This is a genomic window from Mycolicibacterium flavescens, assembly GCF_001722335.1.
GTDB lineage: Bacteria > Actinomycetota > Actinomycetes > Mycobacteriales > Mycobacteriaceae > Mycobacterium > Mycobacterium flavescens.
In genome coordinates this window covers 62,009-87,462 of sequence record NZ_MIHA01000012.1, presented here as the reverse complement: position 1 = coordinate 87,462, position 25,454 = coordinate 62,009, and the positions used below count along the sequence as shown (strand labels likewise).

The window sequence follows — 25,454 nt, the reverse complement described above, 5'->3', positions numbered from 1 at the left end:
CATGAGAACTCACCATCACGGCCGGCGCCGACACGGCGGCTGGCAGGAAGCGGCCCAACCCGATGCCGGGGACGCGGCCGACTGGTTCGCCGGCCGGCTACCCGAGGACTGGTTCGACGGCGACCCGACCGTCGTCGTCGACCGCGAGGAGATCACCGTCATCGGGCGGTTACCCCAGGCGGCGGACGGCACCGAGAGCGAGGCGCGGGCCTCGGGCCGGGCGGCGCGGTTCCGCGAGGACACCCGCTCCGAACGCATGCGCATCGCCGACGAGGCCGAGGCGCGGTACGGCCGAAAAGTGGCCTGGGGCGTGGAGATCGGCGCGCCGGATCAGACCGAGCGGATCCTGTTCACCCATCTCGCGGTGCCGGTCATGACGCGGTTGCGCCAACCCGAACGCCAGGTACTGGACACCCTGGTCGCCGCGGGCGTGGCGCGGTCCCGCTCGGACGCGCTGGCGTGGTCGGTGCGGCTGGTCGGCGAGCACGCCGAGGAGTGGCTGGACAAGCTGCGCGAGGCGATGCGCAACGTCGACGATCTGCGCGCCGAGGGCCCGCGGCTCTAACCCACCCGCTCGACACCGACGAAGCCCGAACTGAGCGCCGCCGTCTGCGACAGCGGGTCGACCGGTCCGGCGTCGATCAGCAGGTTGCGGTTGGCCCCGAAGCTGACCGGATCGCCACCGCCGCGTGGGTCGAAAACCGCTGAGCCCCAGCCGTGGTCGACAATCACCACACCTTCGCGGGGCGCTTCGCTCACCGTGGCGGGCAGTTCGATGGCGCCGACGGGGGAGAACACCCGGACCACGTCGCCGTCGCAGACGCCCAGCGCGGCCGCGTCCTTGGGGTGGATCACCACATCGTTGCCCTTACCGGCCGGATGCAGGCCGGGCAGGTCGTTGAGCCACGAGTTCATCGAGTGCCGGTGCCTGCGGTTGGACAACTGGAACGGATAGCCGGCCGGCGGCTGCGGGTGCGGCTCGGCGAGCAGTTCGCGGGTGCGGTCGAGGAACTGCGGCGGCGCGGCGTGCACCCTCTTGTCGTCGGTGCGCAGGGCCTCCCGGAAGTGACCGAACTCGCGCGGACCCAGCACCCAACCGTGCCGGTGCGCCTTGACGTCACGCCATTTGATCCTGCGGCCGTTGAACTTTCGCCCCGTGGCCACGACCAGCCGGTCGATCCAGTGCGGACCGAACTCCACCGCGGGCCGACGGGTCACCCGCGCCGCCGCCCGGCTGGCCCGGATGAAACCGTTGAGCCCCCTGGCGCCGAACAGCGGTTTGTTCATCGCGAGCGCCAGGTCGGTGAAGATCCGCCACTCCTGCCGCGCGCCAGGAGGCGGCTCCACGGCCTTTGCGCCGTACTGCAGGTAGGGCTCGTCGTGCATATTGCTGGTGAACGCGAGCAGATCGTCGCGCTCCAACCAGTGCGTGGCAGGCAGCAACCAGTGGGCGTGCCGGTGGCTCTCGCGCTGCACGAAGTCGATCGCGACCAGCAGATCCAGGTCGGCCAGCGCGGCGTCGAGTTTCGCGCCGTCGGGTCCGGAGACGACCGGGTTACCGCAGTTGATCAGCATCGCGCGGATCTGGCCGGGCCCGGGTGTGGTGATCTCGTCGGGCAACTCGCTGAGCGCGTGCGCGCCGGCGACCATTTCGCGCCCGGCGAGCCGGCTGTAGTGCGGTTTGGCCTTGACCATCGCCGACATCCGGATCGCGTCGACGTACCCGGGTTCGTAGCGGCGCCCACCGGGGCGGTCCATCCGGCCGGTGATCACGTTGAGCACGTGGCCCAGCCATTCGGCGATCGTGCCCGTCGTGTGCAGCGACACCCCGGTCCGCGTGACGACCATCGCCGCGCGCGCGGTGGCGAAGTCGCGGGCCACCCGCTCGATGTCCGCGCGGGCGATGTCACAGCGCGCGGCCAGGTCGTCGAGGTCCGCGTCGGCGACCAGCGCCCGCAGCTCGTCGACGCCGGTGGCGAGATCGGCGCAGTCCCGGGCATGTTCGAGGCCCTCGTCGAGGATGACCTTGACCATCGCCAGCAGCAGCGCCCAGTCCTGTCCCGGGCGCACCGCCAGGTGAACGTCGGCCTTGGCGGCGGATTCGGTGCGCAGCGGGTCGACGACGACGATCGTCGCACCCTGCTTCTGCCGGGCCAGCGCGCGGCGCCACCCGCCGGGCACCGTCTCGAGCCAGTTCCACGCGCTGACCGCCGGATTGGTGCCGACCAGCAGGAAGTAGTCGCAGTTGTCGACGTCGGAGACCGGTGCCATCAGGATCGAGCCGTACATCGCCTGTGCGACAACGTGCATCGCGTTCTGGTCAACCGAGCCGACGAAGTAGCGGCTGTGCGTGCCGACGGCGTCGAGCCAGCCGTTCATGAAGATGATGTTCGACGACGAGAACCCGGCGGGGTTGCCGTAGTACACGCCGACCGCGTCGGGGCCGCCCGCCTCGATCGCCGCGGTCATCCGCGCGGCGATGTCGGCGATCGCCTCGTCCCAGCTCGCCTCGACGTAGCTGTCGCCGACGCGGCGCATCGGGTTGAGGATGCGGCGGGGATGCTCGACCAGTTGATTCGCGGTGCGGCCCTTGGCGCAGAAGTCCTGCCAGGTGTGCGGGTTCTGCTTGTCCGGAGCGATCTTGGTGACGCGGTTGTCCGCCACGGTGACCTCCAGGCCGCACGAGGCCAGGCAGTACCTGCAGAACGTGTAGACCGTGGTCACCGGTCCGGACTCCGCCGTCGGGCTCATGCGCTGAGCGTACGGCGCTCAGGCCTGTGTCATGGACCAGTAAGCGCCACGCTTAGCCGAAAGTTCGGCGTGGCTGCCCCGTTCGACGATCCGGCCGCCGTCCATCACGACGATGACATCGGCGTCGCGGATCGTCGACAGACGGTGCGCGATGATGAAACTCGTCCGGTCGCGGCGCAACTCGGCCATCGCCTGGGCGATCAGCAGCTCGGTGCGGGTGTCGACCGAACTGGTCGCCTCGTCGAGGATCAACAGCCGGGGCCGCGCCAGCACCGCGCGGGCGATCGTGATGAGCTGCTTCTCGCCCGCGCTGATCGCCCCGCCGTCGTCGCCGACGACGGTCTGGTAGCCGTTGGGCAGCATGTGCACGAACCGGTCGACGTAGGCGGCCGTCGCGGCCGCGATCACCTCGTCCTCGCCGGCGTCCGGTCGGCCGTAGGCGATGTTGTCGTAGATGGTGCCGCCGAACAGCCAGGTGTCCTGCAGCACCATCCCGATCCGCGACCGCAGCGACTCCCGGCTCACCGTCGAGATGTCCACGCCGTCAACCAGAATGCGCCCGGAATCGACGTCGTAGAACCGCATCAGCAGGTTCACCAGCGTCGTCTTGCCCGCACCGGTCGGGCCGACGATCGCCACCGTGCTGCCCGGTTCGGCGACCAGCGACAGGTCCTCGATCACCGGGGTGTCCGGGTGGTAGCCGAACGTGACGTGTTCGAACTCGACGCGCCCGGTCGGCCCGTCGGCGGCCGGAGCGGGCAGCCGGGCGGGCGGATCGGGGGTTTCCTCCTCGGCGTCGAGCAGTTCGAAAACCCGTTCGGCGCTGGCCACCCCGGACTGCAGCGTGTTGTACATGCCCGCCACCTGGGTCAGCGGCTGGTTGAACTGGCGGACGTACTGGATGAACGCCTGGATGCTGCCGAGCGTGATCTGTCCGGTGGCCACCTGCAGGCCGCCCACGACGGCCACCGCGACGTAGCTCAGGTTGCCGATGAACGTGGTGGCCGGCGAGACCAGCCCGGAAAAGAACTGCGCGCCGAAGCTGGCGTGATACACGTCGTCGTTGTACTCGCGGAACTTCTCGGTGGCCGCCGCGCGGTGACCGAATGTCTTGACGATCGTAAACCCGCTGTAGGTCTCCTCGATGTGGGCGTTGAGCCGACCGGTGTTGGCCCACTGCGCGACGAACAACCGCTGCGACCGCCGCGCGATCACCCGGGTCGCCCACAGCGACAACGGCACGGTGACCACGGCCAGCAGCGTGAGCAGCGGCGAGATCGTCAGCATCATCACCACGACCGCCAGCACCGTCAGCACCGAGCTCATCAGCTGGCTGATCGTCATCGACAGCGACGTCTGGACATTGTCGACATCGTTGGTGACCCGGCTGAGCACTTCACCGCGCTGCCGGGAGTCGAAGTAGGACAGCGGCATCCGGTACAGCTTGTCCTCGACCTCTGCGCGCAGCCGCATGACGGTGCGCTGCACGACGACGTTGAGCAGCCGCGCCTGCACCCACACCAGCAGCGCGGCGATCAGGTAGAGGCCCAGGGCGAGCAGCAGGGTGCGCGCGACCGCGCCGAAGTCGACCCCGGTGCCGGGCACCACGTTCATCCCCGACAGCAGGTCGGCGAACGTGTTGTCACCGCGGGCCCGCGCCGCCTCGATCGCCTGCTCCTTGGTCAGGCCCGCGGGCAGCTGACGACCGATCACACCGTTGAACAGAAGGTCGGTGGCGTGCCCGAGGATCCGCGGGCCGAGCACGCTGATCGCGATGCCGCCGACACCGAGCAGGATGACGGCCGCGGCCAGCCCGCGCTCGGGAGTCAGCCGTTTGACCAGCCGCACCGCCGAACCGGTGAAGTCGCGGGACCGTTGCGTGGGTCCCTGCACCATGCCGCGGATCGGCGGGCCGGCCGGCGCACTCACCGCGCGACCCCCAGCGACTGTGAGTCGGCGAACTCGGCGTACTGCGGGCAGTCGGCCAGCAGGGTCTCATGGGTGCCGGTGCCGACGACACGGCCGTCGTCGATCACGACGATCTGATCGGCCCGCATCACCGTCGAGATCCGCTGGGCGACAACAATGACCGTGGACTCGGCCGAGACCTCGCGCAGCGCCGAACGGACCCGCGCGTCGGTGTGCACGTCGAGCGCGGAGAACGCGTCGTCGAACAGGTACACCGCGGGCCGTCGGATCACCGCCCGCGCGATCGCCAGCCGTTGCCGCTGCCCGCCGGAAAAGTTCGCGCCGCCTTGGGCCACCCGCATCCCCAGACCCTCCGGGTGAGCGCGCACGAAGTCGTCGGCGGCCGCGACCCGCAACGCCTCCCACATCTCGTCCTCGGCCGCGTCGGCTTTCCCGTAGCGCAGGTTGTCGGCGACCGTCCCGGAGAACAGATATCCGCGTTGGGGCACCAGCCCGATCACCGACCACAGGTGCTCCGGGTCGTATTCGCGGACGTCGACGCCGTCCACGAGCACCGAACCCGTTGTCGCGTCGTACATCCGGCAGATCAGCGCGATCAGCGTCGACTTCCCGGAGCCGGTGGAGCCGACGACCGCCGTCGTCGTCCCCGGACGCGCGGTCAGCGAGACATGCTGCAGCACCGGCTGTTCGGCCCCCGGGTAGCAGAACGTCGCCGCCTCCAGGCGCACCTCGCCTGTGATCCGGTCCGGCCGCACCGGGTGCTCCGGGCTGCTGATCTGCGGCACCGTCGCGAACACCTCGCCGATCCGCTCGGCGCACACCGAGGCGCGCGGAATGATGACGAGCATGAACGTCGCCAGCAGCACGGCCATCAGGATCTGCATGAAGTAGGCCAGGAACGCGATCAGCGAACCGACCTGCATCTGGCCGGCGTCGATGCGCAACCCGCCGAACCAGATCAGCGCCACGCTCGAGACGTTGATGACCAGCGTGGTGACCGGAAGCATCAGGGCCTGCCAGCGGCCCGCCTCCAGCGCGGTGCCCGACAGCGCCGCGTTGGCCTGCCCGAACCGGGTGCGCTCGAACGGTTCTCGCGCGAACGCGCGGATCACCCGCAGCCCGGCGAGCTGTTCGCGCATCACCCGGTTGATGCCGTCGATCTGGCGCTGCAGCCGGCGGAAGATCGGCAGCAGGTGGCGCACGATCCAGTAGTTGGCGGCCGCCAGCACCGGCACGCTGACCAGCAGCAGCCACGACAGCCCCGCGTCCTGATGGATGGCCATCACGATGCCGCCGACGGACATGATCGGCGCGGTGATCAGCATCGTGCAGGTCAGCTGCACGAGCAGCTGGATCTGCTGGACGTCGTTGGTGGTGCGGGTCAGCAGCGACGGCGCACCGAAACGTGCGGTGTCCTCGGCGGAGAACCCGGTGACGTGGTGAAAGATCGCCGAGCGCAGATCCCGGCCGAAGCCCATGCCGGCGCGCGACCCGAAGTAGACCGCGCCGATCGCGCACACCACCTGCAGCCCGGTGACCGCCAGCATCACCCCGCCCAGTTCGACGATCCTGCGCAGATCGCCGACCGCGACCCCGTCGTCGATGATCGCGGCGTTGACCGTCGGCAGGTACAGCGATGCCAGGGTGCTGATCACCTGCAACGCGGCGACGACGGCGAGCAGGCCCCGGTACGGCCGCGCATACCGTCGCAGCAGCGCCCAAAGCATCCCGATACTGTCGCACACCGCGTCGGCGCACCGTCGTCGAGCAACCCCGCCGTGTCCCAGAAATCAGCAGGTCAACCGGCATGTCGGTGGTTGACGCCCTGACCTGCCGCTACAGTGCATGGCGTGACCCACAGGATGCGCGCGATCCGCTGCCTGACCCTCGCGGCCGCAGTGGTCATCCCGCTGGCCGCCTGCTCGGAGGACGCGCCCAGCGGCCCGCAGGTACCCCAGGACACCCCCGCACCGTCACAGGATGTCGCGCACGGACCGTTCTTCCCCGAATGCGGCGGCATCAGCGACCAGGAGGTCATCAAGCAGACCCGGGTCCCCGGACTGGTCAACACCGCCAAGACCTCGGTCGGCTGCCAGTGGTTGGCCGGCGGCAGCATCCTGGGCCCGCACTTCTCGTTCACCTGGTTCCGCGGCAGCCCGATCGGGCGCGAGCGCAAGACGATGGAGCTGTCCCGGACCAGCGTCGAGGACATCGAGATCGAGGGCCACGACGGCTTCATGGGCATCAGCGACGATCCGACGCTCGGCACCAACCTGTGCGAGATCGGGATCCAGTTCGGCGACGACTTCATCGAGTGGTCGATCAGCTACACCTCCCAGCCGTTCCCGGACCCCTGTGAAGTGGCCAAGGAACTGACCCGCCAATCGATTGTGAACTCCGAATGACCCGCCGCCCGCTCACCAGTCGCCTCAGCGCCGGCCTCGTCGCGCTGACGGCGGCGCTCACGCTGCTCACCGGGTGCACCCAGACGGTCGACGGGACGGCGGCCAAGTCGGGTTCCGGTCCAGGCCCCCGCAACGAGGACTCCGAGCGGCAGTACCCGAACCTGCTCAAAGAGTGCGACGTGCTGACCGAGGACATCCTCGCCGAGACCGTCGGCGCCGACCCGCTCGACATCCAGAGCACGTTCGTCGGCGCGGTGTGCCGCTGGCAGGCGGCCAATCCGGCGGGCCTGGTGGACATCACCCGGTTCTGGTTCGAGCAGGGCTCTCTCGACAACGAACGCGAAGTCGCGCAGCGGTTGGACTACCAGATCGAGAACCGCTCGGTGGCCGGCATCGAATCGATCGTGATGAAACCCAACGACCCCAACGGGGCGTGCGGGGTGGCCAGCGACGCGGCCGGTGTGGTCGGCTGGTGGATCAACCCGCAGGCACCCGGGATCGACGCCTGCGGGATGGCGGTCAAGCTGATGGAGCTGACGCTCGCCACCCGCGCCTGACGGCGACGCGCGCTCGGTGAAAGCTAACGCGGCACGTGGAAGGCGACCAGCGCGGCGCCGTCGAGCGCCCACCGGTCCCACGGCGTGTCGGCGCGCAGCACCGCGATCGCCGACGTCGGATACTTCGTCGAGATGTCCTCGGCTGCTGCGGCATTGCTGTCCTGCGCGGTGGCCAGTCCGAGGGACACCGCCGACATCGCGGGTTCGTGGCCGATCACCAGCAGCGTGCGCACCTCGACGTCGAAGCGGGTCTGCGCGCGGTTGATCTCGTCGATCACGGTGCCGGGTGTCGCATCGTAGAGGCGTTCGAGGTATTCGACGGGCGCGGTGACGCGGGTGCGGTCCAGCGTCTGGCGGGTGCGGGTCGCCGTGGAGCACAGCACCGCGTCGATCGTCGGGGCGTGCCCGCGTAACCAGTCGCCGGCCAACCCGGCCTCGCGCACACCGCGCGCAGCCAGCGGACGGTCGTGGTCGGCCACCCCGGGCGGATAGTCGGACTTGCCGTGCCGCATCAACAGCAGCGTGCGCTCACTCACCCCCGTAACGGTAGGCCATGCCGTGCGCCTCCCGGGACTTGTCGGGGCCCCGCCCTAGACTCGCCATGCCCGGCAAACGACCAGGGGGAAGGGGACGGCTGCGATGCGATTCGTGCACACCGCCGACTGGCAACTCGGCATGACCCGATACTTCCTCAATGGCGAGGCGCAGCCCCGTTATTCGGCCGCGCGGCGCGACGCGGTGAGCGCACTCGGGAAGGTGGCGGCCGAGGCGGGCGCCGAGTTCGTTGTCGTCGCCGGCGATGTCTTCGAACACAACCAACTCGCCCCGCGCGAGGTCAGCCAGTCGCTGGAGGCGATGCGCGGCATCGGCGTGCCGGTGTACCTGCTGCCCGGCAACCACGATCCGCTCGACGCCTCGTCGGTGTACACCAGCGCGTTGTTCACCGCCGAACGCCCGGACAACGTCACGGTGCTCGACCGGCCCGGCGTGCACCAGGTGCGCCCGGGTGTCGAACTGGTGGCCGCACCGTGGACGTCGAAGGCGCCGTCGTCGGACCCCGTCGCGGGTGTGCTCGAGAATCTGCCCGCCGACGGGGTGACGCGGGTCGTCGTCGGCCACGGCGGGGTCGACATCTTCGTGCCCGACAAGGACCGGCCGTCGCTGGTCCGGCTGGCGGCGCTGGAGGCCGCGATCGATCGCGGCGCCGTGCACTATGTGGCGTTGGGCGACAAGCACTCCCGCATGCAGGTGGGGGCCACGGGGCGGGTGTGGTACTCCGGGTCGCCGGAGGTCACCAACTACGACGACATCGAGGCCGATCCCGGGCACGTGCTGATCGTCGACCTCGACGAGGCCGACCCGGCGCACCCGGTGCGGGTCGAACCGCAGAAGGTGGGCCGCTGGCGGTTCGTGACGCTGCGCCGCGGGGTCGACGACGACCGTGACATCGCCGATCTGGACCTCAATCTCGACCTGATGCCCGACAAGGAACGCACCGTGGTGCGGCTCGTGCTGACCGGTTCCCTGACGGTCACCGACAAGGCCGCACTCGACGCCTGCCTGGACCGGTACGCGCGGTTGTTCGCGGCGCTGCGGGTCGACGAGAAGCAGTCCGAGATCGCGGTGCTGCCCGCCGACGGCGAGTTCGACGACCTCGGCATCGGCGGTTTCGCGGCGACCGCCGTCGACGAACTGGTCGCGACCGCGCGCACCGAGGGCGCGGACGCGGAGAACGCGCGCGCGGCGCTGGCGTTGTTGCTGCGGCTGGCGGATCGAGGTGTCGCATGAAACTGCACCGGATGGTGTTGACCAACTACCGCGGAATCACCCACCGCGAGATCGAGTTTCCCGACCACGGTGTCGTCGTGGTCAGTGGCGCCAACGAGATCGGCAAGTCGTCGATGATCGAGGCGCTCGACCTGCTGCTCGAGGCCAAGGACCGGTCGTCGAAGAAGGAGGTCAAGGAGGTCAAGCCGACGCACGCCGACGTGGGTGCCGAGGTCACCGCCGAGATCTCCACCGGCCCTTACCGGTTCGTGTACCGCAAGCGCTTTCACAAGCGGTGTGAGACCGAGCTGACCGTGCTGGCCCCGCAGCGTGAACAGCTCACCGGTGACGAGGCGCACGAACGGGTCCGGGCCATGCTCGACGAGACCGTCGACACCTGCCTGTGGCAGGCGCAGCGGGTGCTGCAGTCGTCGTCGACGGCGGTGGTCGACCTCTCCGGCTGCGACGCGCTTTCCCGCGCGCTCGACGTCTCCGCCGGTGAGGCCGTCGCGCTGTCGGGCACCGAGCCGCTGCTCATCGACCGCGTCGAGGACGAGTACCTGCGGTACTTCACCCGCACCGGCAGGCCGACCGGCGAGTGGGCGGCCGCGACCACCCGGTTGCGCGCCGCCGAAGAGGCGGTCGCCGAGGCCGCCGCCGCCGTCGCGCAGGTCGACGAGGCGGTGCGCAGGCACGCGATGCTGACCGAGGAACTGGCCGAGCTGACGGCGCGACGCCAGGAGGCGGCCAAGGCCCTCGACACCGCGCGGGCCGCAGCGGAAGCGGTGGCCGCCGTGCGTGCGCAGCTCAAGGAGGCCGAGCTGCTCGCCGGGGCGGCGCGGGACAGGGCTGGGGCTTCGCGCGCCGCGGCCGACGAACGGCGTCGGCTGCGCACCGACATCGAGGCCCGCTCCGCGGCCATCGGGGAACTCGAGGCCGCGGTCGCCGCGGCCGCCGAAGACCACTCGACCGCCGCCGAGGTCGCCGAGTCCGCCGAAGCGGCCGCCGAGCAGGCGCGAAAGGTGCTCGAGGACAGTCAGATCCGGGTTGATGCCGCCCGCGAGACCGTGCAGCAGTTGGTCGAGCGGGAAGAGGTCGACCGGATCGCCGCGCGCCTGGCGAAGATCGACGCCACCGACCGCGACCTGGCGCGGGTCACCGATGAGCTCGCGACGATCACGATGACGGCCGAGGACATGCGGGCCATCGAGGCCGCGGCCGCCGCGGTCGACGTCGCGCTCGGCCAGGTGGAGTTCGCCGCGGCGCGGGTCGAGCTGGCCGCGGCCGCCGATGTGGAGGTGCGTGTCGGCGGCGAGGTGCTGACGCTGACCGCAGGCCAGTCATGGTCCCAGACGATCAGCGCCGCAACCGATCTCGAGCTGCCCGAGCTGCTGAGCATCCGGTTGGTGCCGGGCACGCCGGCGTCGGACATGCAGGCCAAGTTGGACGCGGCGCGCGAGGCGCTGGCCTCGGCGCTGCGCAAGTGTGGGGTCGCCGATGTGGTCGCGGCCCGCGAACTCGACCAGCGGCGCCGGGAGCTGGTGGCCCGGCGGGACCGGCTGCGGGCCGCCGGCGAGGCGCTCACCGGTGACGAGTCCGCCGACCGGCTGCGGGCCCGGCTCGCCGGCCTGACCGGGCGCCAGCCCCAGACCGCCGACCTGTTCGAAGTCGACGCCGACACCGCGCGCGCCGCGCTGGAGACCGCTGCGGCCGCCCACAAGCAGGCCATCGCCGACTGCGAGAAGCGCCGCAAGGTCGCCGAGGCCGCGGGTCGGAAGCTGACCGAGCGGCAGACCCAGCTGACGGTGCTGCGCGAAAAGCTCACGGGTGCAGGCGTGGAGCTGGCTCAGGCGCGTGACCGGCTGCAGGTGCAGCGCGAGACAGTCGGGGATGACGAGCTGATGGTGACGGCGCAGGCGCACGCCGACGAGGCGGCGCGGGTGGCCGGTGTGGTGACCACGCTGTCCGAGGAGCTGGCCCGCACGGCGCCCGATGAGGTGGCCGCGACGTTCGAGGAGGCCGAACGCCGCGCGACCGCGCTGGCGGCCCGGCACGCCGAGATGGCCGACGCGCTGCGCGACGTGGGCACCCAGCTCAAGGTGTACGGCACCGAGGGGCGCAAGGGCCGGCTCGACGAAGCCGAGACCGAGCGCGAGCACGCACTCGCGGAGTACGGGCGCGTCCAGCGCAGGGCGCAGGCGGCCGAGCTGCTGCGGTCGGTGTTCACGCGGCACCGTGAGGCCACCCGGCTGCGGTACGTCGAGCCGTTCCGCGGTGAGGTCCAGCGGTTGGGGCGCATCGTTTTCGGGGAGAGCTTCGAGGTCGAGGTGGACAGCTCGCTGCGGATCTGCAGCCGGACGCTGGCCGGTCGGACGGTGCCCTACGAGTCGCTGTCCGGTGGTGCCAAGGAGCAACTCGGGATCGTCGCGCGGCTGGCCAGCGCGGCGCTGGTGGCCAAGGAGGACAGCGTGCCCGTCGTGATCGACGATGCGCTGGGCTTCACCGACCCCGAGCGGCTGGTGAAGATGGGGTCGGTGTTCAACGCCGTCGGCGGCGACGGCCAGGTGATCGTGCTGACCTGCAGCCCGCAGCGGTATGCCGCGGTCGACGACGCCCACCACATCGAGCTGGCCGGCTAACTCCGGCGAGCACCTTCTCCGGCGAGCAGACGCAAAATGCCCTACTTTCGCGCCATTTGAGGGCATTTCACGTCTGCTCGCGCAACGGAAAACTACACTCCGGTCAATGGAAGCCGACTACATCGTCGTGGGCACCGGGTCCGCCGGATCGGTGATCGCCGCGCGCCTGAGCGCCGACCCGTCGGTGCAAGTGATCGCCCTCGAAGCGGGTCCACACGACAAGAGCCGGTTCGTGCGCATTCCCGCCGGGTTCGCCAAGCTGTTCCGCGGACCGATGGACTGGGAGTACTACACCGAGCCGCAGAAGGAACTCGACGGTCGCGAAATCTACTGGCCGCGAGGCAAAATGGTCGGCGGATCGTCCTCGATGAACGCGATGATGTGGGTGCGCGGGTTTGCCGCCGACTACGACGAGTGGGGCGAGGCCGCCGGCGAACAGTGGAACTACGCCCACCTCGAGCCGTACCTGCGCCGGATCGAAGCCGGTCCGCTGTCGATCACCGCGCAGCGCAGCCCCCGCAGCTCGACGGCCAAATGGCTGGAAGCGGTGCAGCAGTGCGGCTACCGCGTCGAGAAGCCCAATCAGGCAGCGCCCGAAGGCTTTTGCGAAACTCTCGTCACCCAGCGCCGCGGTGCCCGCTGGAGCGCGGCCGACGCATACCTCAAACCGGCCCTCAAACGCCGCAACCTCACGCTCGAGACCGAGGCGCTGGCCACCAGGATCGTCTTCGACGGCCACCGCGCCGTCGGCGTCGAGGTCGAGCAGCAGGGCAGCCGACGCGTCATCCGCGCGCGACGGGAGGTCGTGCTGTGCGGCGGGGCTATCAACAGCCCGCAGCTGCTCATGCTCTCCGGAATCGGCGACGGCGAGCGGCTCGCCGAGCACGGCATCCCGACACTTGTGCACGCACCGCAGGTCGGCGCCAACCTGGCCGACCACTTCATCGCCGCGCTCGGTTTCGACGTGCCCAACGACTCGCTGTTCGCCGCCGAGAAACCACTGCAGCTGCTGAACTACCTGCTGCGCCGACGCGGCATGCTGACGTCCAACGTGGGGGAGGCTTACGGTTTTGTGCGCAGCCGCCCCGACCTCGCGCTGCCCGACCTGGAGTTGCTGTTCGCGCCGGCGCCGTACTTCGAGGAGGGCATCGGCGACCCGTACGACACGCACGCCGTCGTGCTGGGCGCGATCCTGGTCAAGCCGGCCAGCACCGGCGCCATCGAACTGCGCTCGGCCGATCCGCGGGACAAGCCGATCATCGACCCGCGCTACCTCACCGATCCCGCCGACCGCGCGGCGCTGATGTCCGGGTTGCGGATGTGCGCGACGATCGCCAGGGCGCCGGCGCTCGAAGGTGTGATCGGCAGGATCGCCCGGCCGCTCGAGGCGACGACGCTCGACGACCACACGCTGGAGCGCGCGCTGGCCACCGTGTCGCACACGCTTTACCACCCGACCGGCACGTGCCGGATGGGCCGTGACGACGCCAGCGTGGTCGACCCCGACCTGCGCGTGCGCGGGGCCGACGGGCTCCGGGTGGCCGACGCGTCGGTGATGCCGACGATCATCCGCGGCCATACCCACGCGCCGAGTGTGCTGATCGGGGAGAAGGCCGCTGAACTCCTTGGCGTGAACAGTCGCAAAGTGCCCTGAAAAACCGCGAAAGAGGGGCACTTTGCGTCTGCTCGCCATCCTGAGGCGACCAACAAGTGCCAAGATGGACGGTATGGCTGATCGGGACCGCGACGAAACCGGGCGGCCCCGCAACACCCGGCCCCGCGACGCGCTCGGGCGGCCGCTGCCGCACGGAAGCGAGGGCGTCGCGCGGATCCCCGACGACCTCGACCTGCCGCCACACGAATCGCTCACCTACGCCCAGGAACTCCTCGACAGCGGCATGGCGTTCCACGCGCACGAAGTGCTCGAGGCGGCGTGGAAGAACGGCCCGGACGACGAACGCGACTTCTGGCAGGGCCTGGCCCAGCTGGCCGTGGGCATCACCCACGTCCAGCGCGGCAACCTCAGCGGTGCGGTGGGTCTTCTGCGTCGGGCGTCCGAACGGCTGGCCGACGAGCCGGCACGCCACGGCGTCGACGTCGCGGGTCTGCTCGAGCACGCCGACGCGCTGGCCGCCGATCTCGCCGCCGGGCGCGATGTCGCGCCGGAACGGCTCAAGCCGAGGCTGACGATCTAGCTCACAGACTGCAGCCGCTGCGGCGACGCGAACGTCGCAGCGTCGAGCCCGAGGTGGTCGCGCAACGTCGAACCGGTGTACTCGGTGCGGAACAGTCCGCGCCGCTGCAGTTCGGGCACCACGTAGTCGACGAAGTCGTTGAACGTGCCGGGTGTCTGTGCGGCCGACACCATGAACCCGTCGGCCTCACCCGCGGTGAACGACGCCTCGATCTGGTCGGCGACCTGCTCGGCGGTGCCGACGAACTGGGGCAGCAACACGCCTTGTGCGTACCACTTGCCGATGTCGCGCAAAGTCAGGTTGTCGCGGTTGGCCACCCGCCGTGCGGTGTCGAACAAGCCCTGCGTCCCGGTCACCTGGACGTCTTCGACCGGCGCGTCGAGGTCGTAGACCGAGAAGTCGTGGTCGGTGTGCACCGACAGGGTGATCAGCCCCGAGATCGGGTCGGCCAGTTCGTTGTGGAACGCCTGCTTCTCGCGGGCGATCGCTTCGGTCTCCCCGATGAACGGGACGAACGCCGGGAAGATCAGCACCTGATCCGGGTCACGCCCGAAATCCGATGCGCGGGACTTGATGTCGTCGTAGTAGGCACGCCTACCCTCCGGGGTGGGGTCGATCTCGAAGATCGCCTCGGCCCACCTGGCCGCGAAATCGCGGCCGGTGCTCGACGAGCCCGCCTGGATCAGCACGGGACGGCCCTGCGGCGAGTGCGGGACGTTGAGCGGCCCGCGCGTCTTGAAGAACTGCCCGTCGTGGTCGACGGCGCGGACTCGCGACGGATCGGCGAACACCCCGCCCTGCTTGTCGAGGACCAGCGCGTCCGGGTCCCAACTCGACCACAGTTCCAGCGTGGTGCGGACGAACTCGTCGGCGCGCTCATAGCGCAACTCGTGGTCCAGGTGGTTGTCGTGGCCGAAGTTGTGCGCCTCGCTCTGAGTCAACGAGGTGACGATGTTCCACGCCACCCGCCCGCGGGTGATGTGGTCCAGGCTGGCGAAAATCCGCGCCAGCTCGTAGGGATGAAAGTAGGTCGCGGACTTGGTGATCGCGACACCGAGCTTCGAGGTGACTGCCCCGATGCTGGCCGCCACGATCGACGGGTCCAGCGTCGCGGTGGCCTGTGTGCCGCGGCGCAGCGGCTCGGTGATGTCGTCGCCGAACCGGATCGGCGCCGCGAGCAGATCCGCGAAGAACACGAAGTCGAACTTGCCCCGTTCCAGGATGCGCCCGATCCGGTGGTAGTACTCCGGCGTGGTGAACCCGGTGTCGCTGCCGGGGTGGCGCCACGCGGCGTGTGAATGGGTGACCTGCGAGGCGATCTGAAAACCGCCCAGGTGAAGTTGACGAGTCACGTGTGGGGCTCCTTGACTGCGGTTTGTGAGTGAAAACGTTCGCGACGCGATCGGAATCACTCACAAACGCCATGGACAGGGGTCAGAAGTAGGCGTTCGCGGGAACGGGGGTGCCGTGCAGCAGGTGTTCGCCGATCACCTTCGCCTTGTAGACCACCGGATTGTGCAGCGTGATCGTGCGGATGTTGCGCCAGTGCCGGTCGAGGTTGCGTTTGCGGCTGGCGGCGCTGGCCCCGCCGAGCTCGAGCAGCCGGGTGGCCGCTTCGGGCGCGATGTTGTCGAGGTGCACCTTGACTTTGGCGACCTTCAGCTGCGCCTCGGTGGCCAGGTCGGCGTCGGGGACCCCGTCCACTTCGGAAGTCGTTGCGGCGGCGATGGCCTCGGCGGCGTCGAGCACCGCGGCCCGGGCGACATAGGCGGTGCTGGCCAGGTCGCCGAGCAGCTTCTGGTACAGCGGGTCGTCGCTGGGCCGATCGGCGATCGCGTGGCTGAAGCTGCGGTCGCGCGAGCGCAGCAGCGCGATGCCGTCGTCGACCACCGACTCCAACACACCGGCCACCACCGCGTGGATGAACAGCTGCAGCGACGCGTACTGCACGGTCGGCTCGGGCTCGGCGTCATACGGCGTGTCGGTCAACACCTCGTCGGCGGCGACGTGCACGTCGGTGAACACCGTTGTGCCGGTGCCGGTGCGGCGCTGACCGAAGCCGTCCCAGTCGTCGATCAACTGCACCCCGGCGCGGTCGGCCGGGACGATGACGGTGGCCACCGAGTCGTGTTCGGTGGTGGCCGTCACGGTGAGGTAGTCGGAGAACAGGGTCCCGGTGCTGTAGAACTTCTCGCCGTTGAGGCGGTAGCCGCCGGCGGGGTCGGGCAGCAGCCGGGTGTTGAACACCAGACTTCCGACGGCCAGCGAACCCTTCTCGCTGAACGCGTTTCCGAAGATCTTGCCCGCGGCCACCTGGCCAAGCCACTGCTGTGACCGAGGATCGGTCGACAGGCGCAGCCGTTCCTCGACGAACCAGAAGTGGGTCCGGAAGATGTGCGCGACGATCGGGTCGGCGTGCGCGACGTCGATGACGGCCGAGAACAGCTGCGGCACGGTGAAACCGGCGCCACCGGAAGATTCGGGCAGCCGCAGCGTCCCGAACCCCGCGCGCTTGAGCGCCGCGACCTGATCGAAAGGGTTCTCGTCGTTGAGGTCTCGGTCACTGGCGCCCGACGCGATACGGGCGAGAAGTTCAGTCCACTCCGGTGAGCCGGGCAGCACGCGTGTCGGGTGATCGACGGTTGTCATGGCACCAGTTGTAGTGGGCCCGACGACCCATGGCACTGCTTTGGATCACGCCGAACCTAAGGCGTCAGTCCGCGACGCTGAGTACCTCCTCGAAGCCCTGTACCAGGCAGTCGTGGAAGGTGTCGTAATCGGGTATCGCGGCGGTGTCGACATTGATGCCGAAGTGGCAGGTGTCTTGGTAGCTCAGCAGTGTCACGTTGACTGCTGCGCCGATGGTAGGGCCGAAGGCGTACTGGGCGCGCAGCCGCGCCCCGCCGAGGTGGACCGGAACCGGTATGCCCGGCACGTCGCTGGCCACGACGTCGACATGTCGCAGTACCGATCCGATGTACCAGCGCGGCATCAGGTTCAGCGCTCCGGCGATCACCTGCGTGTACGGCAGCGACCGTTCGCTACGCACCTGGGCGGCTCGGGCATGGACCTCCCGGATGCGACACGCGGGGTCGGCGGTTCCGGTGGGCACGTCGAAGCGCATCAACGTGATTCGATTGCCGCCCATAGCGTCGGAGGCGGTGCGGAGGCTGATCGGCATTGTGAGGTGGACGGTGTCGACGGCGGCGCCGTGCTTCTCGTGGTACCGGCGGATCCCGCCGAGTACGCCCGCTACGAATGCGTCGTTGAGGGCGCCGTCGCTGCGGTGTGCGGCTTCTCGGAGTCGGGAAAGCGGAACGTCATGGGTTCCGAGCCGCCGGCCCAAACCGCGCTGCTTCATAAGCGGTGAGCCGGTGCCGCCGATGGGGCGTACGGTGCGGTAGACCGACGCGGCTGTCGCGCAAACGGCCGCCAATGATGAGCGCGGGTGCCGGATACCGTCGGTCAGCATGCCGGTGGCGGCAGTCACGGTCGCGGCGGCAAGTCGGACGTCGTAACGCGCCACGTCGCTGTAGTCGGAGTGCCACGCCCTCGCGGGAACGGTCGGGACCGGCGGCAGCGCCGGCGCCGTAGGCGTCTGGTCGAGGTCGAATAACGTCATCCCGATTTGGACGCCTCCGACCCCGTCGGTGAGTGCGTGGTGGAACTTGCACAACAGCGCGGTACCGCCATCGCGCAGCCCGTCGACCAAGGTGACCTCCCACAGCGGACGCGCACGGTCGAAGTCCGACATATGCGCCAGCCGCGCCATTTCCAGCACCACGTCCAGATCGGCCGGTACGGGGGCTGTCACCCTGCGTAGATGGAAATCGAGATCGAAATCGGGCGCCGTCTCCCAACGTGGCGGTGCCGGCGGCAGTGACGGCGCGACCCGCTGACGAAACATTGGCAACCGCCTGGTGAGCAGGTCGATACGCCGCCGCAGCTCCTCCCAGTTGGGGCATCTGTCGAGTAACACCACGGTGACGACGGTGGAGCGAAGCCGGGGATCGCTTTCCATCGCCCAGGTAAAAGCGTCGGTATTGCGCATCAATTCGGTCATCGCAGCCTCCCAGGGGAGACGCTACGAGCGTGCGCCCCGGTGACGTCAGAGACCTTGTGCCCTGCGGCGGTTCACAAAGGTCACTTTGCGGCTCGGCGGCTACGGCATGAAACCGATCTTCGTGTAGTCCGCGTCCGCCAGGCCGAATGCCCCGAAGTTCGCCAGAGTGCTTCGCACCGCGATGTTTCCGGTCGACTGCGTCAACGGCAGGCTGAACACCTCGTCGAACAGCAGCTTGTCCAACTCGTTGGCCAGCTCACGCGCCCGGGTCGGGTCCAGTTCGCTGACCGTCTCCTCGATCTTCGCGTCGATCTCGGGGCTGCTGATCTGGCCGAAGTTGCTCTCGGCGCCGGTCCGGTAGATCTGCGTCAGGCTCGACAGCGGGAAAGCGTCACCGCTCCAGGCGAACTGGGCGATGTCGAAGTTGCCGACGGTGATGTAGTCGGTGAAGAAGCCCGCCGCGGGCCGGATGTCGAGTTCGAGCTTGACCCCGATCTGCGCGAGGTTGTTCTGCGCGATCTGCCCGTACTGGCGGGTGCCCAACGAGTCGAACAGCACGTCGCGGATCACCAGCTGGCGGCCGTCCTTCTCGCGGAACTGCCCGTTGAGCCGCCAGCCGAGCGCGTCGAGTTCGGCCTTGGCCTTCTCCGGGTCGAACGCGACGGCGCCGCTGTTGTCCCGGTAGCCCTCCTGACCGGCGACGTAGATGTGGTTGTTCAGCGGCGTCGGGTTGTCGGCGAGACCGCGCTGGGTGACTTCGGCGATGGTCTTGCGGTCGATGCCCTTGGCGATCGCCCGGCGCAGCGCGGGGTCGGCCAGGATTGTTCCCGGCGCGCCGTTGAACGTGAAGTGGTACCAGGACAGCCCGGGCGCGCGCCGGATGGTGACGCCGTCGGTGCGGCGCGCGATCTCCATCTCGTCGAGCGTCGCGAGGCCCGTCGCGTCGATCGTGTTGTTCTGCAGCGCCGGGATACGCGCGGCGTCGTCGAGCACGAGGTAGGTGATGCTGTCCAGTAGCGGCGGCTCACCCCACCATTTCGGGTTGCGGGTCAACGTGATCCGCTTGGCGCCCCGGTCGATGTTGGAGACGATGAACGGTCCGGCCGACGGGCCGGGGGCGTTGAGTTGAGACCGGTTGAACGCCTCGGGCGTCGCCGTCGAGCTCTTCGGCAGCAGCATCGTGCTGCCGGCGAACATGCCGCGCCAGTCCGCCCACGGCTTGGCGAACGTGATCACCGCCTGCCGGTCGTCGACGCCGCGCTCGACCTTCTCGACACGGTCGCTGCCGTTGGTCGCCGCGATCGCGAAGTCCTTGTTCTTACCGCTGGTCGCGTTGATCTGCGACTGCAGGTCCTCCCACGTGATCGGGGTGCCGTCGCTCCACACCGCCTCCGGATTGATGGTGTAGGTGACGACCTGCGGGTCGGTGCTGGTGAGTTCGACGCTGGTGAAGTAGTCGGTGTTGACGCTGGCCGACCCGTCGGCGGCGATGCGGAACGCGCGCGGCAACGTCGGCCGCATCAGCGACGCGTTGTCGCCGGTGTTGCCGTCGATGTGCAGGGAGTTGAAGTTCGGCGGCAGCTCGCCCAGCGCCAGGCGCAGATTGCCGCCGTTCTTGAGGTTCGCGACGTCCTGCGGGTTGACGTCGTTGGTGGTGCCGACTTCTGCGGACCCACCCGCGGAGGGGGCTTCGTCGGAGCCGCCCGAGCACGCGGTCAGGGTCAGCGCGGCGATCACAGTGCCCGCGAGCAGGCGTCGAATCCTCATGCCGCTCGACTTTAGCTGCGATGCACCTCGGGTTGCGGGACCGCAGCGAGCAGCCGTCGGGTGTAGTCGTCGCGGGGGCTGCCGAACACCTGGTCCGCCTCGCCCTGTTCGACGACCTTGCCTTTGTGCATCACCACCACCCGGTGCGCCAGGTGGCGCACCACCGACAGGTCGTGCGACACGAACAGATACGACAGGTCGAAGCGTTGCTGCAGGTCCAGGAGCAGGTTGATGATGCCGGCCTGGATCGACACATCCAGCGCCGACACCGGTTCGTCGAGCGCCAGGATCTTCGGCTGCAACGCCAGCGCCCGCGCGATGCCGATCCGCTGCTTCTGACCGCCGGAGAACTCCGCGGGGTAGCGGGCCGCGTCCTCGCGGCGCAACCCGACGATACCGAGCAGCTCGGCCACCCTGTCGTCGATACCCTGCTTGTCGAACCCGTTGGCCTGCAACGGCTCTGCGAGCACCTCGAACACCGGCAGCCGCGGGTCCAGCGAGGCGACCGGATCCTGGAACACCACCTGCAGGTCTCCCCGCAGCGCGCGGCGGCCGCGCCGGTCCAGCTTCGCCACGTTCTGACCGAGCACCGCGATCGAACCGGACTGCGGCGCGGTCAGCCCCAGGATCTGATGCAGCGTCGTCGACTTGCCGGAACCGGACTCACCGACGATGCCCAACGTCTGGCCTCTGGGCAGATCGAAGCTGACGCCGTCGACCGCGCGCACCTCGCCGACCCGCCGGCGGAACACCACGCCCTTGGTCAGCTGGTAGGTCTTGACCAGATCGCGCACCTCGAGCACCGCGGGTGCGTCGTCGGCGACCGGTGTGTCGGGCGGCGCGGTCGACACCCCGTAGATGTCGGCGGCGCTGCGGCCGGCGACGTGCTCGGTGCGGATGCAGGCCGCGCGGTGGCCCGCCCCGATCTCGAGCAGGTCCGGCTCGGCGGCGCGGCAGTCGTCGACGGCCAGCGGGCAGCGCGGCGCGAACGGGCAGCCCGGCGGCAGCGCGGCCATCGACGGTGGCGCGCCCGGGATCGGCACCAGCCGCGCGCCCTGGGCCGCGTCGAGCCGGGGCACCGAGCCGAGCAGCCCGACGGTGTAGGGCATCCGGCGGTCGGCGTACAGCGTCGGCACCGACGCCACCTCGACGGCCCGCCCGGCGTACATCACCAGTGCGCGGTCGGCGAACTCGGCGACGACACCGAGGTCGTGGGTGATGATCAGCACGCCGGCGCCCGTCACGTCGCGCGCCGTCTTGAGCACCTCGAGGATCTGCGCCTGCACGGTGACGTCCAGCGCGGTGGTCGGCTCGTCGCAGATCAGCAGATCGGGGTCGTTGGCGATCGCGATCGCGATCACCACGCGTTGGCGTTCGCCGCCGGACAGTTCGTGCGGGAAGGATTTGGCGCGGCGCTCGGGCTGGGCGATGCCGACCAGTTCGAGCAGTTCGACCGCGCGCTTGGCGGCCGCCTGCTTGCCGATGCCGCGCTGATGGATCTCGATCGCCTCGGCGATCTGGTCGCCGACGGTGTAGACCGGCGTCAGCGCCGACATCGGGTCCTGGAACACGGTGCCGATCGCCCTGCCGCGGATCGCCGACATCCGCTGATCCGACAGCCCGATCAGCTCGTCGCCGTGCAGCCGGATCGACCCGCTCACCTCCGCGTACTCGGGCAGCAGGCCGACGACGGCCATCGCGCTGGCCGACTTGCCCGCCCCCGACTCGCCGACCAACGCGACGACCTCACCTTTGTCGACGGTGAAGTTCATCCCGCGCACCGCGTTGACCGGCACGGTGTCGGTCGGGAACGCGACGGTCAGGTCGCGCACGTCGAGCAGGCTCATCGGGCCCGCCTCCGAAGGCCGCGCGCGCTCGGGTCCAGCGCGTCGCGCAGGCCGTCGCCGACGAGGTTGGCGCACAGGATGATCAGCACCAGCACCCCCGCCGGGAACAGGAACAGCCACGGGAACGTCGTCGCCGATTTGGTGCCGTCGGCGATCAGCGTGCCCAGTGACACGTCGGGCGGCTGGATGCCGAATCCCAGGAAGCTGAGCCCGGTTTCGGCCAGCACCGCGACCCCCACGTTGAGCGCGGTGTCGATGATGATGATCGACGCGACGTTGGGCAGGATGTGGCGCACGATGATGCGCCCGTCGCGCACCCCCATATACCGTGCGGCGGCGACGAATTCGCGGTCGCGCAGGCTCATCGTCATCCCGCGCACGATGCGGGAGCTGACCATCCAGCTGAACAGCGACAGCAGCACGATCATCCAGACGATGTCACCTTTGGTGCGCTGCACCACGATTGAGATCAGCAGAAAGCTCGGCACCACCAGCATCAGGTCGACCAGCCACATCAGAACCGGGTCGCGCCAGTCCAGGAAGTAGCCGGCGATGGTGCCGACGGTCGCGGCGATGATCGTCGAGATGAACGCGACGCAGACGCCGATCAACAGGGATTTCTGCATGCCCCGCAGCGTCTGGGCGAGCAGATCCTGGCCGAGGGCGTTGGTGCCGAACCAGTGCTTCGGGCTGGGCGGCTGCTGCAGCGCGTAGAAGTCGAGATCGCTGTAGCTGTACGGCAACAACGGCGGCAGCACGTAGCAGCCGATGAACATGGCCAGCAGCAGGGCCAGCGAGATCACCGCCGCTTTGTTGCGCAGGAACCGGCGGAACACCAGGGTGCGCCGCGAGGCGAAGCCCGCGGTGCTGACGCCGGACTGGGCGCTGGTCGCCGACTGGGTCTGCCCGGTTTCGGTCATGACACCCGCACTCTCGGGTCCAGGGCGGCATACACCACGTCCGACAGCAGCCCCGCCAGCAGGATCATCACCGCCGACAGCACGGTGATCGCGGCGACGATGTTGATGTCCTGGGTGCCGATGCCGGTGATGATCCATTCGCCGACGCCGTGCCAGCCGAAGATCTTCTCGGTGAACACCGCCCCGGTGACCAGACCGGCGACGCTGTAGGCGAACAGCGTCGCCATCGGGATCAGCGCGGTGCGCAGCCCGTGTTTGAACAGCGCCTGACGGCGGGTCAGGCCCTTGGCCCGCGCGGTGCGGATGAAGTCCTGGCCGAGCACGTCGAGCATCGCGTTGCGCTGGTAGCGGCTGTAGATCGCGATCGAACCCAGCGCCAGCGTCATCGACGGCAGCACCAGATGCTGGATGCGGTCGACGAACTGGTTCCACGCGCCGCCGATCGCGTCGGGCGAGGTCTCGCCGGTGTACTCGAACAGCCGCACGCCGAGCACGTTGTTGACCCCCAGCGCGGCCAGGATGAACAGGTTGGCCAGCACGAACGTCGGCGTGCTGATCACCAGCAGCGACAGCACGGTGACCACCCGGTCGCTGAGCCGGTACTGCCGGACCGCGCCCCACGCGCCGGCCACCACGCCGATCACGGTGCCGAGGACCGAGCCGATCACCAGCAGCCGCAGGCTCACCCCGACCCGGCGCCACAGTTCCTCGCTGACCGGTTGCCCGCCGATGGTGACCCCGAAGTCACCGCGCACCGCTCCGCCGGCCCAGCTCAGGTACTGCTGCAGCACCGGCTTGTCCAGGCCGAGTTCGACGCGCTTGGCGTCGATGACGGCCTGCGGCGGGCGCGGGTTGCGGCTCTCCAGGGTTTCCAGCGGGTTGAACTGCGACGACGCCAGCAGGAACACCAGGAACGACGCCAGCGCCAGCAGCACGAGATAGTTCGCCAGCCGGCGTATCAGGAACCGCGTCATGCGATGGGTCCGCGCCTCGGCTGCATGCGCTCAGGTTAGGAGATGTCGGTTCCGCCGGGTTGCTCGACGCGCGTGGGCGACGGCTCTGGCGAACTCGCAGCCGCTGCTCAGCGGGCCGCCGGGTTCGTCGCGTTTTGTGAAGAGATCGACGAGAACCGACGGATGGGATGCGAGAACATGGCACGTCACAGGGCAGAACCCACCCCGAAAAATCCGGTCAGGACGGCCGCGGCAGTAATCGGCGGATCGGGTCTGATCGTGTTGGCCGCAGTGGGCGCGGCCGGCGCCGAAAGCCCCGGGAGTGCACCGGTCGCTAGGTCGGACATGACCGTCGGCGCCACCAGCACCCAGACCACGCCGCCGAACGCGCCCGCGGTCGGCGTAGCGGTACCGGGCAGGAAGGGCCCGGCGGCGCTGCCGTCGGAGGAACAAGCCGCCAAGTAGCCGTCCGTTTCGGCTGCTGCCCGTCCGGTTATCCAGCACCGGTAAGGGTCGACGAGGACCCCCGAAGCGCTGTTTGACGGTCGACGCCTTTGCTCGGTGCCGGCCAGCAGAGACCGAATGGAGTGGTCAACGTGAATTCGAAGCGGATGAAGCTGTTGTCGGCGTCCGTCGGCGCGAGCGCCCTGCTGGCGATGGGCGCGTTCTCGGTCGCGTCGACGACCGCCGCGCAGGAGGAGGAAGAGCCGGTGCCCCCGGGCCCGGTGACGACCTCGGAGATCACCACCGGAGAGACGGTCACCGAGACGGTGGCGCCGGAGGCACCGGAGACGACGGCCGCGACGCCGCCGATCACCACGCCGCCGTCCACGATCACGACCGCCGAAGTCGGCTGAACGGGGCAGAGACGATGCTGAACATGAAACTGGTCGCCGGTGGCGTCGGTGTCGGCGCCGTGGTCGCGATGGGCGCGCTGGGCGCCGTTCTGGCCGAGGCGCCGCAGCCGGCACCGGCGCAGGTCCTCAGCCAGGACGAGGAACCGACGATGACGTTGCCCGAGACCACCACGTCGACCACGGCGGCGACGGAGGTCGAGACGCCGGTGGCCACCCCCGAGGTGACCGCCGAACCCGCGCCGACGCCGTAGCGTCAGCGCCGTTCGATACTGACGCTGCTGGCCTGCGCCGTGTCGCCGGTGCGGATACCGCGGACTTGCACCTCGTCGTTGACCGCGACGGGTGCGTGGTCCGCGGGCAGCGTGTAGGTCTGCGTGAAGCCGTCGGCGCTGCGGATCGTGATCGACGTCGGCGAGGCCGCGGTGACCGTTCCCGTCTGGCTCAGTGCGGTGACGAAGCCGGTCGCCGCCTCGCCGGTGACGAACTCGCCGTGCAACCCCGGGGCGCACATCCCGGGCGGTGGACCGCCGCCGAACGCGCCAGGCGGGCCGCCGGAACCGGGTCCACCCGGGTGAAATGCCGCGCTGCTGTCGGTGGCGGCGTGAATCGCGGCGCCACCGGCGCCGGCGATCACCGCCGCGACACCGACGGCGACGACGGTTTCGCGCCAACCCCAGCGGGGCTGGTCCGGAACAGGTGCTCCCCAGGTCGACGTCATGGCGTCCACTGTGAACCGGGTAGATGTGTGCGGGCTGTGCGACCGGTCAGCGCTCGATGTGCGCGACCCTTTCACAGCCTGCGCAT

22 protein-coding genes are annotated in these 25,454 nt (G+C 69.5%); 10 read left to right on the top strand and 12 right to left on the bottom strand.

Features of this window, described 5'->3' with window-relative positions; translation table 11 throughout:
- The first annotated feature begins 1 nt into the window (after position 1).
- A complete protein-coding gene (locus BHQ18_RS16970; RefSeq protein ID WP_069414803.1) occupies positions 2-565 on the top strand; it encodes an ATP-binding transcription factor AbmR in 564 nt (187 codons plus the stop codon).
- Here the strand turns inward: BHQ18_RS16970 and BHQ18_RS16965 are convergent.
- From BHQ18_RS16965 to BHQ18_RS16955, 3 genes are read right to left on the bottom strand one after another with little or no spacing between them, the layout of a single operon-like run.
- On the bottom strand, positions 562-2,751 hold the full coding sequence (locus BHQ18_RS16965) for a molybdopterin-containing oxidoreductase family protein (protein ID WP_069414802.1): 2,190 nt from the start codon (positions 2,749-2,751) through the stop codon (positions 562-564). The genes BHQ18_RS16970 and BHQ18_RS16965 overlap by 4 nt on opposite strands.
- An 18-nt stretch (positions 2,752-2,769) precedes the next feature.
- Positions 2,770-4,647, bottom strand: coding sequence for an ABC transporter ATP-binding protein (locus BHQ18_RS16960; RefSeq protein WP_069414906.1), 1,878 nt, complete (start codon positions 4,645-4,647; stop codon positions 2,770-2,772).
- 29 nt (positions 4,648-4,676) lie between these two features.
- Positions 4,677-6,407 carry an ABC transporter ATP-binding protein gene (locus tag BHQ18_RS16955; RefSeq protein WP_069414905.1) on the bottom strand — a complete coding sequence of 577 codons (1,731 nt, stop codon included), beginning with the start codon at positions 6,405-6,407 and terminating at the stop codon, positions 4,677-4,679.
- 114 nt (positions 6,408-6,521) lie between these two features.
- On the opposite strand from BHQ18_RS16955, the gene BHQ18_RS16950 reads away from it, so the two are divergent.
- Positions 6,522-7,085: a DUF3558 domain-containing protein gene (locus BHQ18_RS16950; protein ID WP_069414801.1), complete on the top strand. Its 564-nt coding sequence runs from the start codon at positions 6,522-6,524 to the stop codon at positions 7,083-7,085.
- Positions 7,082-7,642, top strand: a complete 561-nt coding sequence (locus BHQ18_RS16945; protein ID WP_069414800.1) for a DUF3558 domain-containing protein — start codon at positions 7,082-7,084, stop codon at positions 7,640-7,642. The genes BHQ18_RS16950 and BHQ18_RS16945 overlap by 4 nt, the downstream gene beginning before the upstream one ends.
- A 23-nt stretch (positions 7,643-7,665) precedes the next feature.
- Here BHQ18_RS16945 and BHQ18_RS16940 read toward each other — a convergent pair whose 3' ends face one another.
- Positions 7,666-8,154, bottom strand: coding sequence for a SixA phosphatase family protein (locus tag BHQ18_RS16940; protein WP_069414904.1), 489 nt, complete (start codon positions 8,152-8,154; stop codon positions 7,666-7,668).
- 127 nt (positions 8,155-8,281) lie between these two features.
- On the opposite strand from BHQ18_RS16940, the gene BHQ18_RS16935 reads away from it, so the two are divergent.
- From BHQ18_RS16935 to BHQ18_RS16920, 4 genes are all read left to right on the top strand, one after another.
- On the top strand, positions 8,282-9,430 hold the full coding sequence (locus BHQ18_RS16935) for a metallophosphoesterase family protein (RefSeq protein ID WP_069414799.1): 1,149 nt from the start codon (positions 8,282-8,284) through the stop codon (positions 9,428-9,430).
- Positions 9,427-12,048 (top strand): AAA family ATPase, encoded by a 2,622-nt coding sequence (locus tag BHQ18_RS16930; RefSeq protein WP_069414798.1) that lies wholly within the window; start codon positions 9,427-9,429, stop codon positions 12,046-12,048. Before BHQ18_RS16935 ends, BHQ18_RS16930 begins: the two co-directional genes overlap by 4 nt.
- Positions 12,049-12,154: 106 nt before the next feature.
- The gene (locus BHQ18_RS16925; RefSeq protein WP_069414797.1) at positions 12,155-13,702 is read left to right on the top strand and encodes a GMC family oxidoreductase; all 1,548 of its coding nucleotides are present in this window, start codon (positions 12,155-12,157) and stop codon (positions 13,700-13,702) included.
- Positions 13,703-13,775: 73 nt separating this feature from the next.
- Positions 13,776-14,243, top strand: coding sequence for a DUF309 domain-containing protein (locus BHQ18_RS16920; protein ID WP_069414903.1), 468 nt, complete (start codon positions 13,776-13,778; stop codon positions 14,241-14,243).
- Here BHQ18_RS16920 and BHQ18_RS16915 read toward each other — a convergent pair.
- From BHQ18_RS16915 to BHQ18_RS16885, 7 genes are all read right to left on the bottom strand, one after another.
- Entirely contained in the window at positions 14,240-15,595 is a 1,356-nt protein-coding gene (locus BHQ18_RS16915; protein ID WP_069414796.1) for an LLM class flavin-dependent oxidoreductase, read from the bottom strand. The genes BHQ18_RS16920 and BHQ18_RS16915 overlap by 4 nt on opposite strands.
- A gap of 82 nt (positions 15,596-15,677) precedes the next feature.
- Positions 15,678-16,892, bottom strand: a complete 1,215-nt coding sequence (locus tag BHQ18_RS16910; protein ID WP_069414795.1) for an acyl-CoA dehydrogenase family protein — start codon at positions 16,890-16,892, stop codon at positions 15,678-15,680.
- 64 nt (positions 16,893-16,956) lie between these two features.
- Positions 16,957-18,306 carry a wax ester/triacylglycerol synthase domain-containing protein gene (locus BHQ18_RS16905; RefSeq protein ID WP_069414794.1) on the bottom strand — a complete coding sequence of 450 codons (1,350 nt, stop codon included), beginning with the start codon at positions 18,304-18,306 and terminating at the stop codon, positions 16,957-16,959.
- 99 nt (positions 18,307-18,405) lie between these two features.
- Entirely contained in the window at positions 18,406-20,073 is a 1,668-nt protein-coding gene (locus BHQ18_RS16900; RefSeq protein ID WP_069414793.1) for an oligopeptide ABC transporter substrate-binding protein OppA, read from the bottom strand.
- Positions 20,074-20,084: 11 nt separating this feature from the next.
- Complete coding sequence (locus tag BHQ18_RS16895) at positions 20,085-21,920, bottom strand: oligopeptide ABC transporter ATP-binding protein OppD (RefSeq protein WP_069414792.1); 1,836 nt, start codon at positions 21,918-21,920, stop codon at positions 20,085-20,087.
- Positions 21,917-22,840: an oligopeptide ABC transporter permease OppC gene (locus tag BHQ18_RS16890; RefSeq protein WP_069414791.1), complete on the bottom strand. Its 924-nt coding sequence runs from the start codon at positions 22,838-22,840 to the stop codon at positions 21,917-21,919. Before BHQ18_RS16890 ends, BHQ18_RS16895 begins: the two co-directional genes overlap by 4 nt.
- On the bottom strand, positions 22,837-23,814 hold the full coding sequence (locus tag BHQ18_RS16885; protein WP_069414790.1) for an oligopeptide ABC transporter permease OppB: 978 nt from the start codon (positions 23,812-23,814) through the stop codon (positions 22,837-22,839). The genes BHQ18_RS16890 and BHQ18_RS16885 overlap by 4 nt, the downstream gene beginning before the upstream one ends.
- Before the next feature lie 177 nt (positions 23,815-23,991).
- On the opposite strand from BHQ18_RS16885, the gene BHQ18_RS16880 reads away from it, so the two are divergent.
- The 3 genes from BHQ18_RS16880 (at position 23,992) to BHQ18_RS16870 (ending at position 24,901) form a co-directional block, all read left to right on the top strand.
- Positions 23,992-24,258 carry a hypothetical protein gene (locus tag BHQ18_RS16880; protein ID WP_069414902.1) on the top strand — a complete coding sequence of 89 codons (267 nt, stop codon included), beginning with the start codon at positions 23,992-23,994 and terminating at the stop codon, positions 24,256-24,258.
- Between the two features lie 131 nt (positions 24,259-24,389).
- Positions 24,390-24,650: a hypothetical protein gene (locus tag BHQ18_RS16875; protein WP_234794208.1), complete on the top strand. Its 261-nt coding sequence runs from the start codon at positions 24,390-24,392 to the stop codon at positions 24,648-24,650.
- A gap of 14 nt (positions 24,651-24,664) precedes the next feature.
- Positions 24,665-24,901 (top strand): hypothetical protein, encoded by a 237-nt coding sequence (locus tag BHQ18_RS16870; RefSeq protein ID WP_069414789.1) that lies wholly within the window; start codon positions 24,665-24,667, stop codon positions 24,899-24,901.
- Between the two features lie 2 nt (positions 24,902-24,903).
- Here the strand turns inward: BHQ18_RS16870 and BHQ18_RS16865 are convergent, their stop codons facing one another.
- The gene (locus BHQ18_RS16865) at positions 24,904-25,368 is read right to left on the bottom strand and encodes a hypothetical protein (protein ID WP_069414900.1); all 465 of its coding nucleotides are present in this window, start codon (positions 25,366-25,368) and stop codon (positions 24,904-24,906) included.
- Between the last annotated feature and the right edge of the window lie 86 nt (positions 25,369-25,454).

What these genes read in the sequence shown, in the direction of transcription:
- BHQ18_RS16970 (WP_069414803.1), top strand. Translation starts at nt 2, where the DNA reads ATGAGAACTCACCATCACGGCCGGCGCCGACACGGCGGCTGGCAGGAA.
- BHQ18_RS16965 (WP_069414802.1), bottom strand. Translation starts at nt 2,751, where the DNA reads ATGAGCCCGACGGCGGAGTCCGGACCGGTGACCACGGTCTACACGTTC.
- BHQ18_RS16960 (WP_069414906.1), bottom strand. Translation starts at nt 4,647, where the DNA reads ATGGTGCAGGGACCCACGCAACGGTCCCGCGACTTCACCGGTTCGGCG.
- BHQ18_RS16955 (WP_069414905.1), bottom strand. Translation starts at nt 6,407, where the DNA reads ATGCTTTGGGCGCTGCTGCGACGGTATGCGCGGCCGTACCGGGGCCTG.
- BHQ18_RS16945 (WP_069414800.1), top strand. Translation starts at nt 7,082, where the DNA reads ATGACCCGCCGCCCGCTCACCAGTCGCCTCAGCGCCGGCCTCGTCGCG.
- BHQ18_RS16940 (WP_069414904.1), bottom strand. Translation starts at nt 8,154, where the DNA reads ATGCGGCACGGCAAGTCCGACTATCCGCCCGGGGTGGCCGACCACGAC.
- BHQ18_RS16935 (WP_069414799.1), top strand. Translation starts at nt 8,282, where the DNA reads ATGCGATTCGTGCACACCGCCGACTGGCAACTCGGCATGACCCGATAC.
- BHQ18_RS16930 (WP_069414798.1), top strand. Translation starts at nt 9,427, where the DNA reads ATGAAACTGCACCGGATGGTGTTGACCAACTACCGCGGAATCACCCAC.
- BHQ18_RS16925 (WP_069414797.1), top strand. Translation starts at nt 12,155, where the DNA reads ATGGAAGCCGACTACATCGTCGTGGGCACCGGGTCCGCCGGATCGGTG.
- BHQ18_RS16920 (WP_069414903.1), top strand. Translation starts at nt 13,776, where the DNA reads ATGGCTGATCGGGACCGCGACGAAACCGGGCGGCCCCGCAACACCCGG.
- BHQ18_RS16910 (WP_069414795.1), bottom strand. Translation starts at nt 16,892, where the DNA reads ATGACAACCGTCGATCACCCGACACGCGTGCTGCCCGGCTCACCGGAG.
- BHQ18_RS16905 (WP_069414794.1), bottom strand. Translation starts at nt 18,306, where the DNA reads ATGACCGAATTGATGCGCAATACCGACGCTTTTACCTGGGCGATGGAA.
- BHQ18_RS16900 (WP_069414793.1), bottom strand. Translation starts at nt 20,073, where the DNA reads ATGAGGATTCGACGCCTGCTCGCGGGCACTGTGATCGCCGCGCTGACC.
- BHQ18_RS16895 (WP_069414792.1), bottom strand. Translation starts at nt 21,920, where the DNA reads ATGAGCCTGCTCGACGTGCGCGACCTGACCGTCGCGTTCCCGACCGAC.
- BHQ18_RS16890 (WP_069414791.1), bottom strand. Translation starts at nt 22,840, where the DNA reads ATGACCGAAACCGGGCAGACCCAGTCGGCGACCAGCGCCCAGTCCGGC.
- BHQ18_RS16885 (WP_069414790.1), bottom strand. Translation starts at nt 23,814, where the DNA reads ATGACGCGGTTCCTGATACGCCGGCTGGCGAACTATCTCGTGCTGCTG.
- BHQ18_RS16880 (WP_069414902.1), top strand. Translation starts at nt 23,992, where the DNA reads ATGGCACGTCACAGGGCAGAACCCACCCCGAAAAATCCGGTCAGGACG.
- BHQ18_RS16870 (WP_069414789.1), top strand. Translation starts at nt 24,665, where the DNA reads ATGCTGAACATGAAACTGGTCGCCGGTGGCGTCGGTGTCGGCGCCGTG.
- BHQ18_RS16865 (WP_069414900.1), bottom strand. Translation starts at nt 25,368, where the DNA reads ATGACGTCGACCTGGGGAGCACCTGTTCCGGACCAGCCCCGCTGGGGT.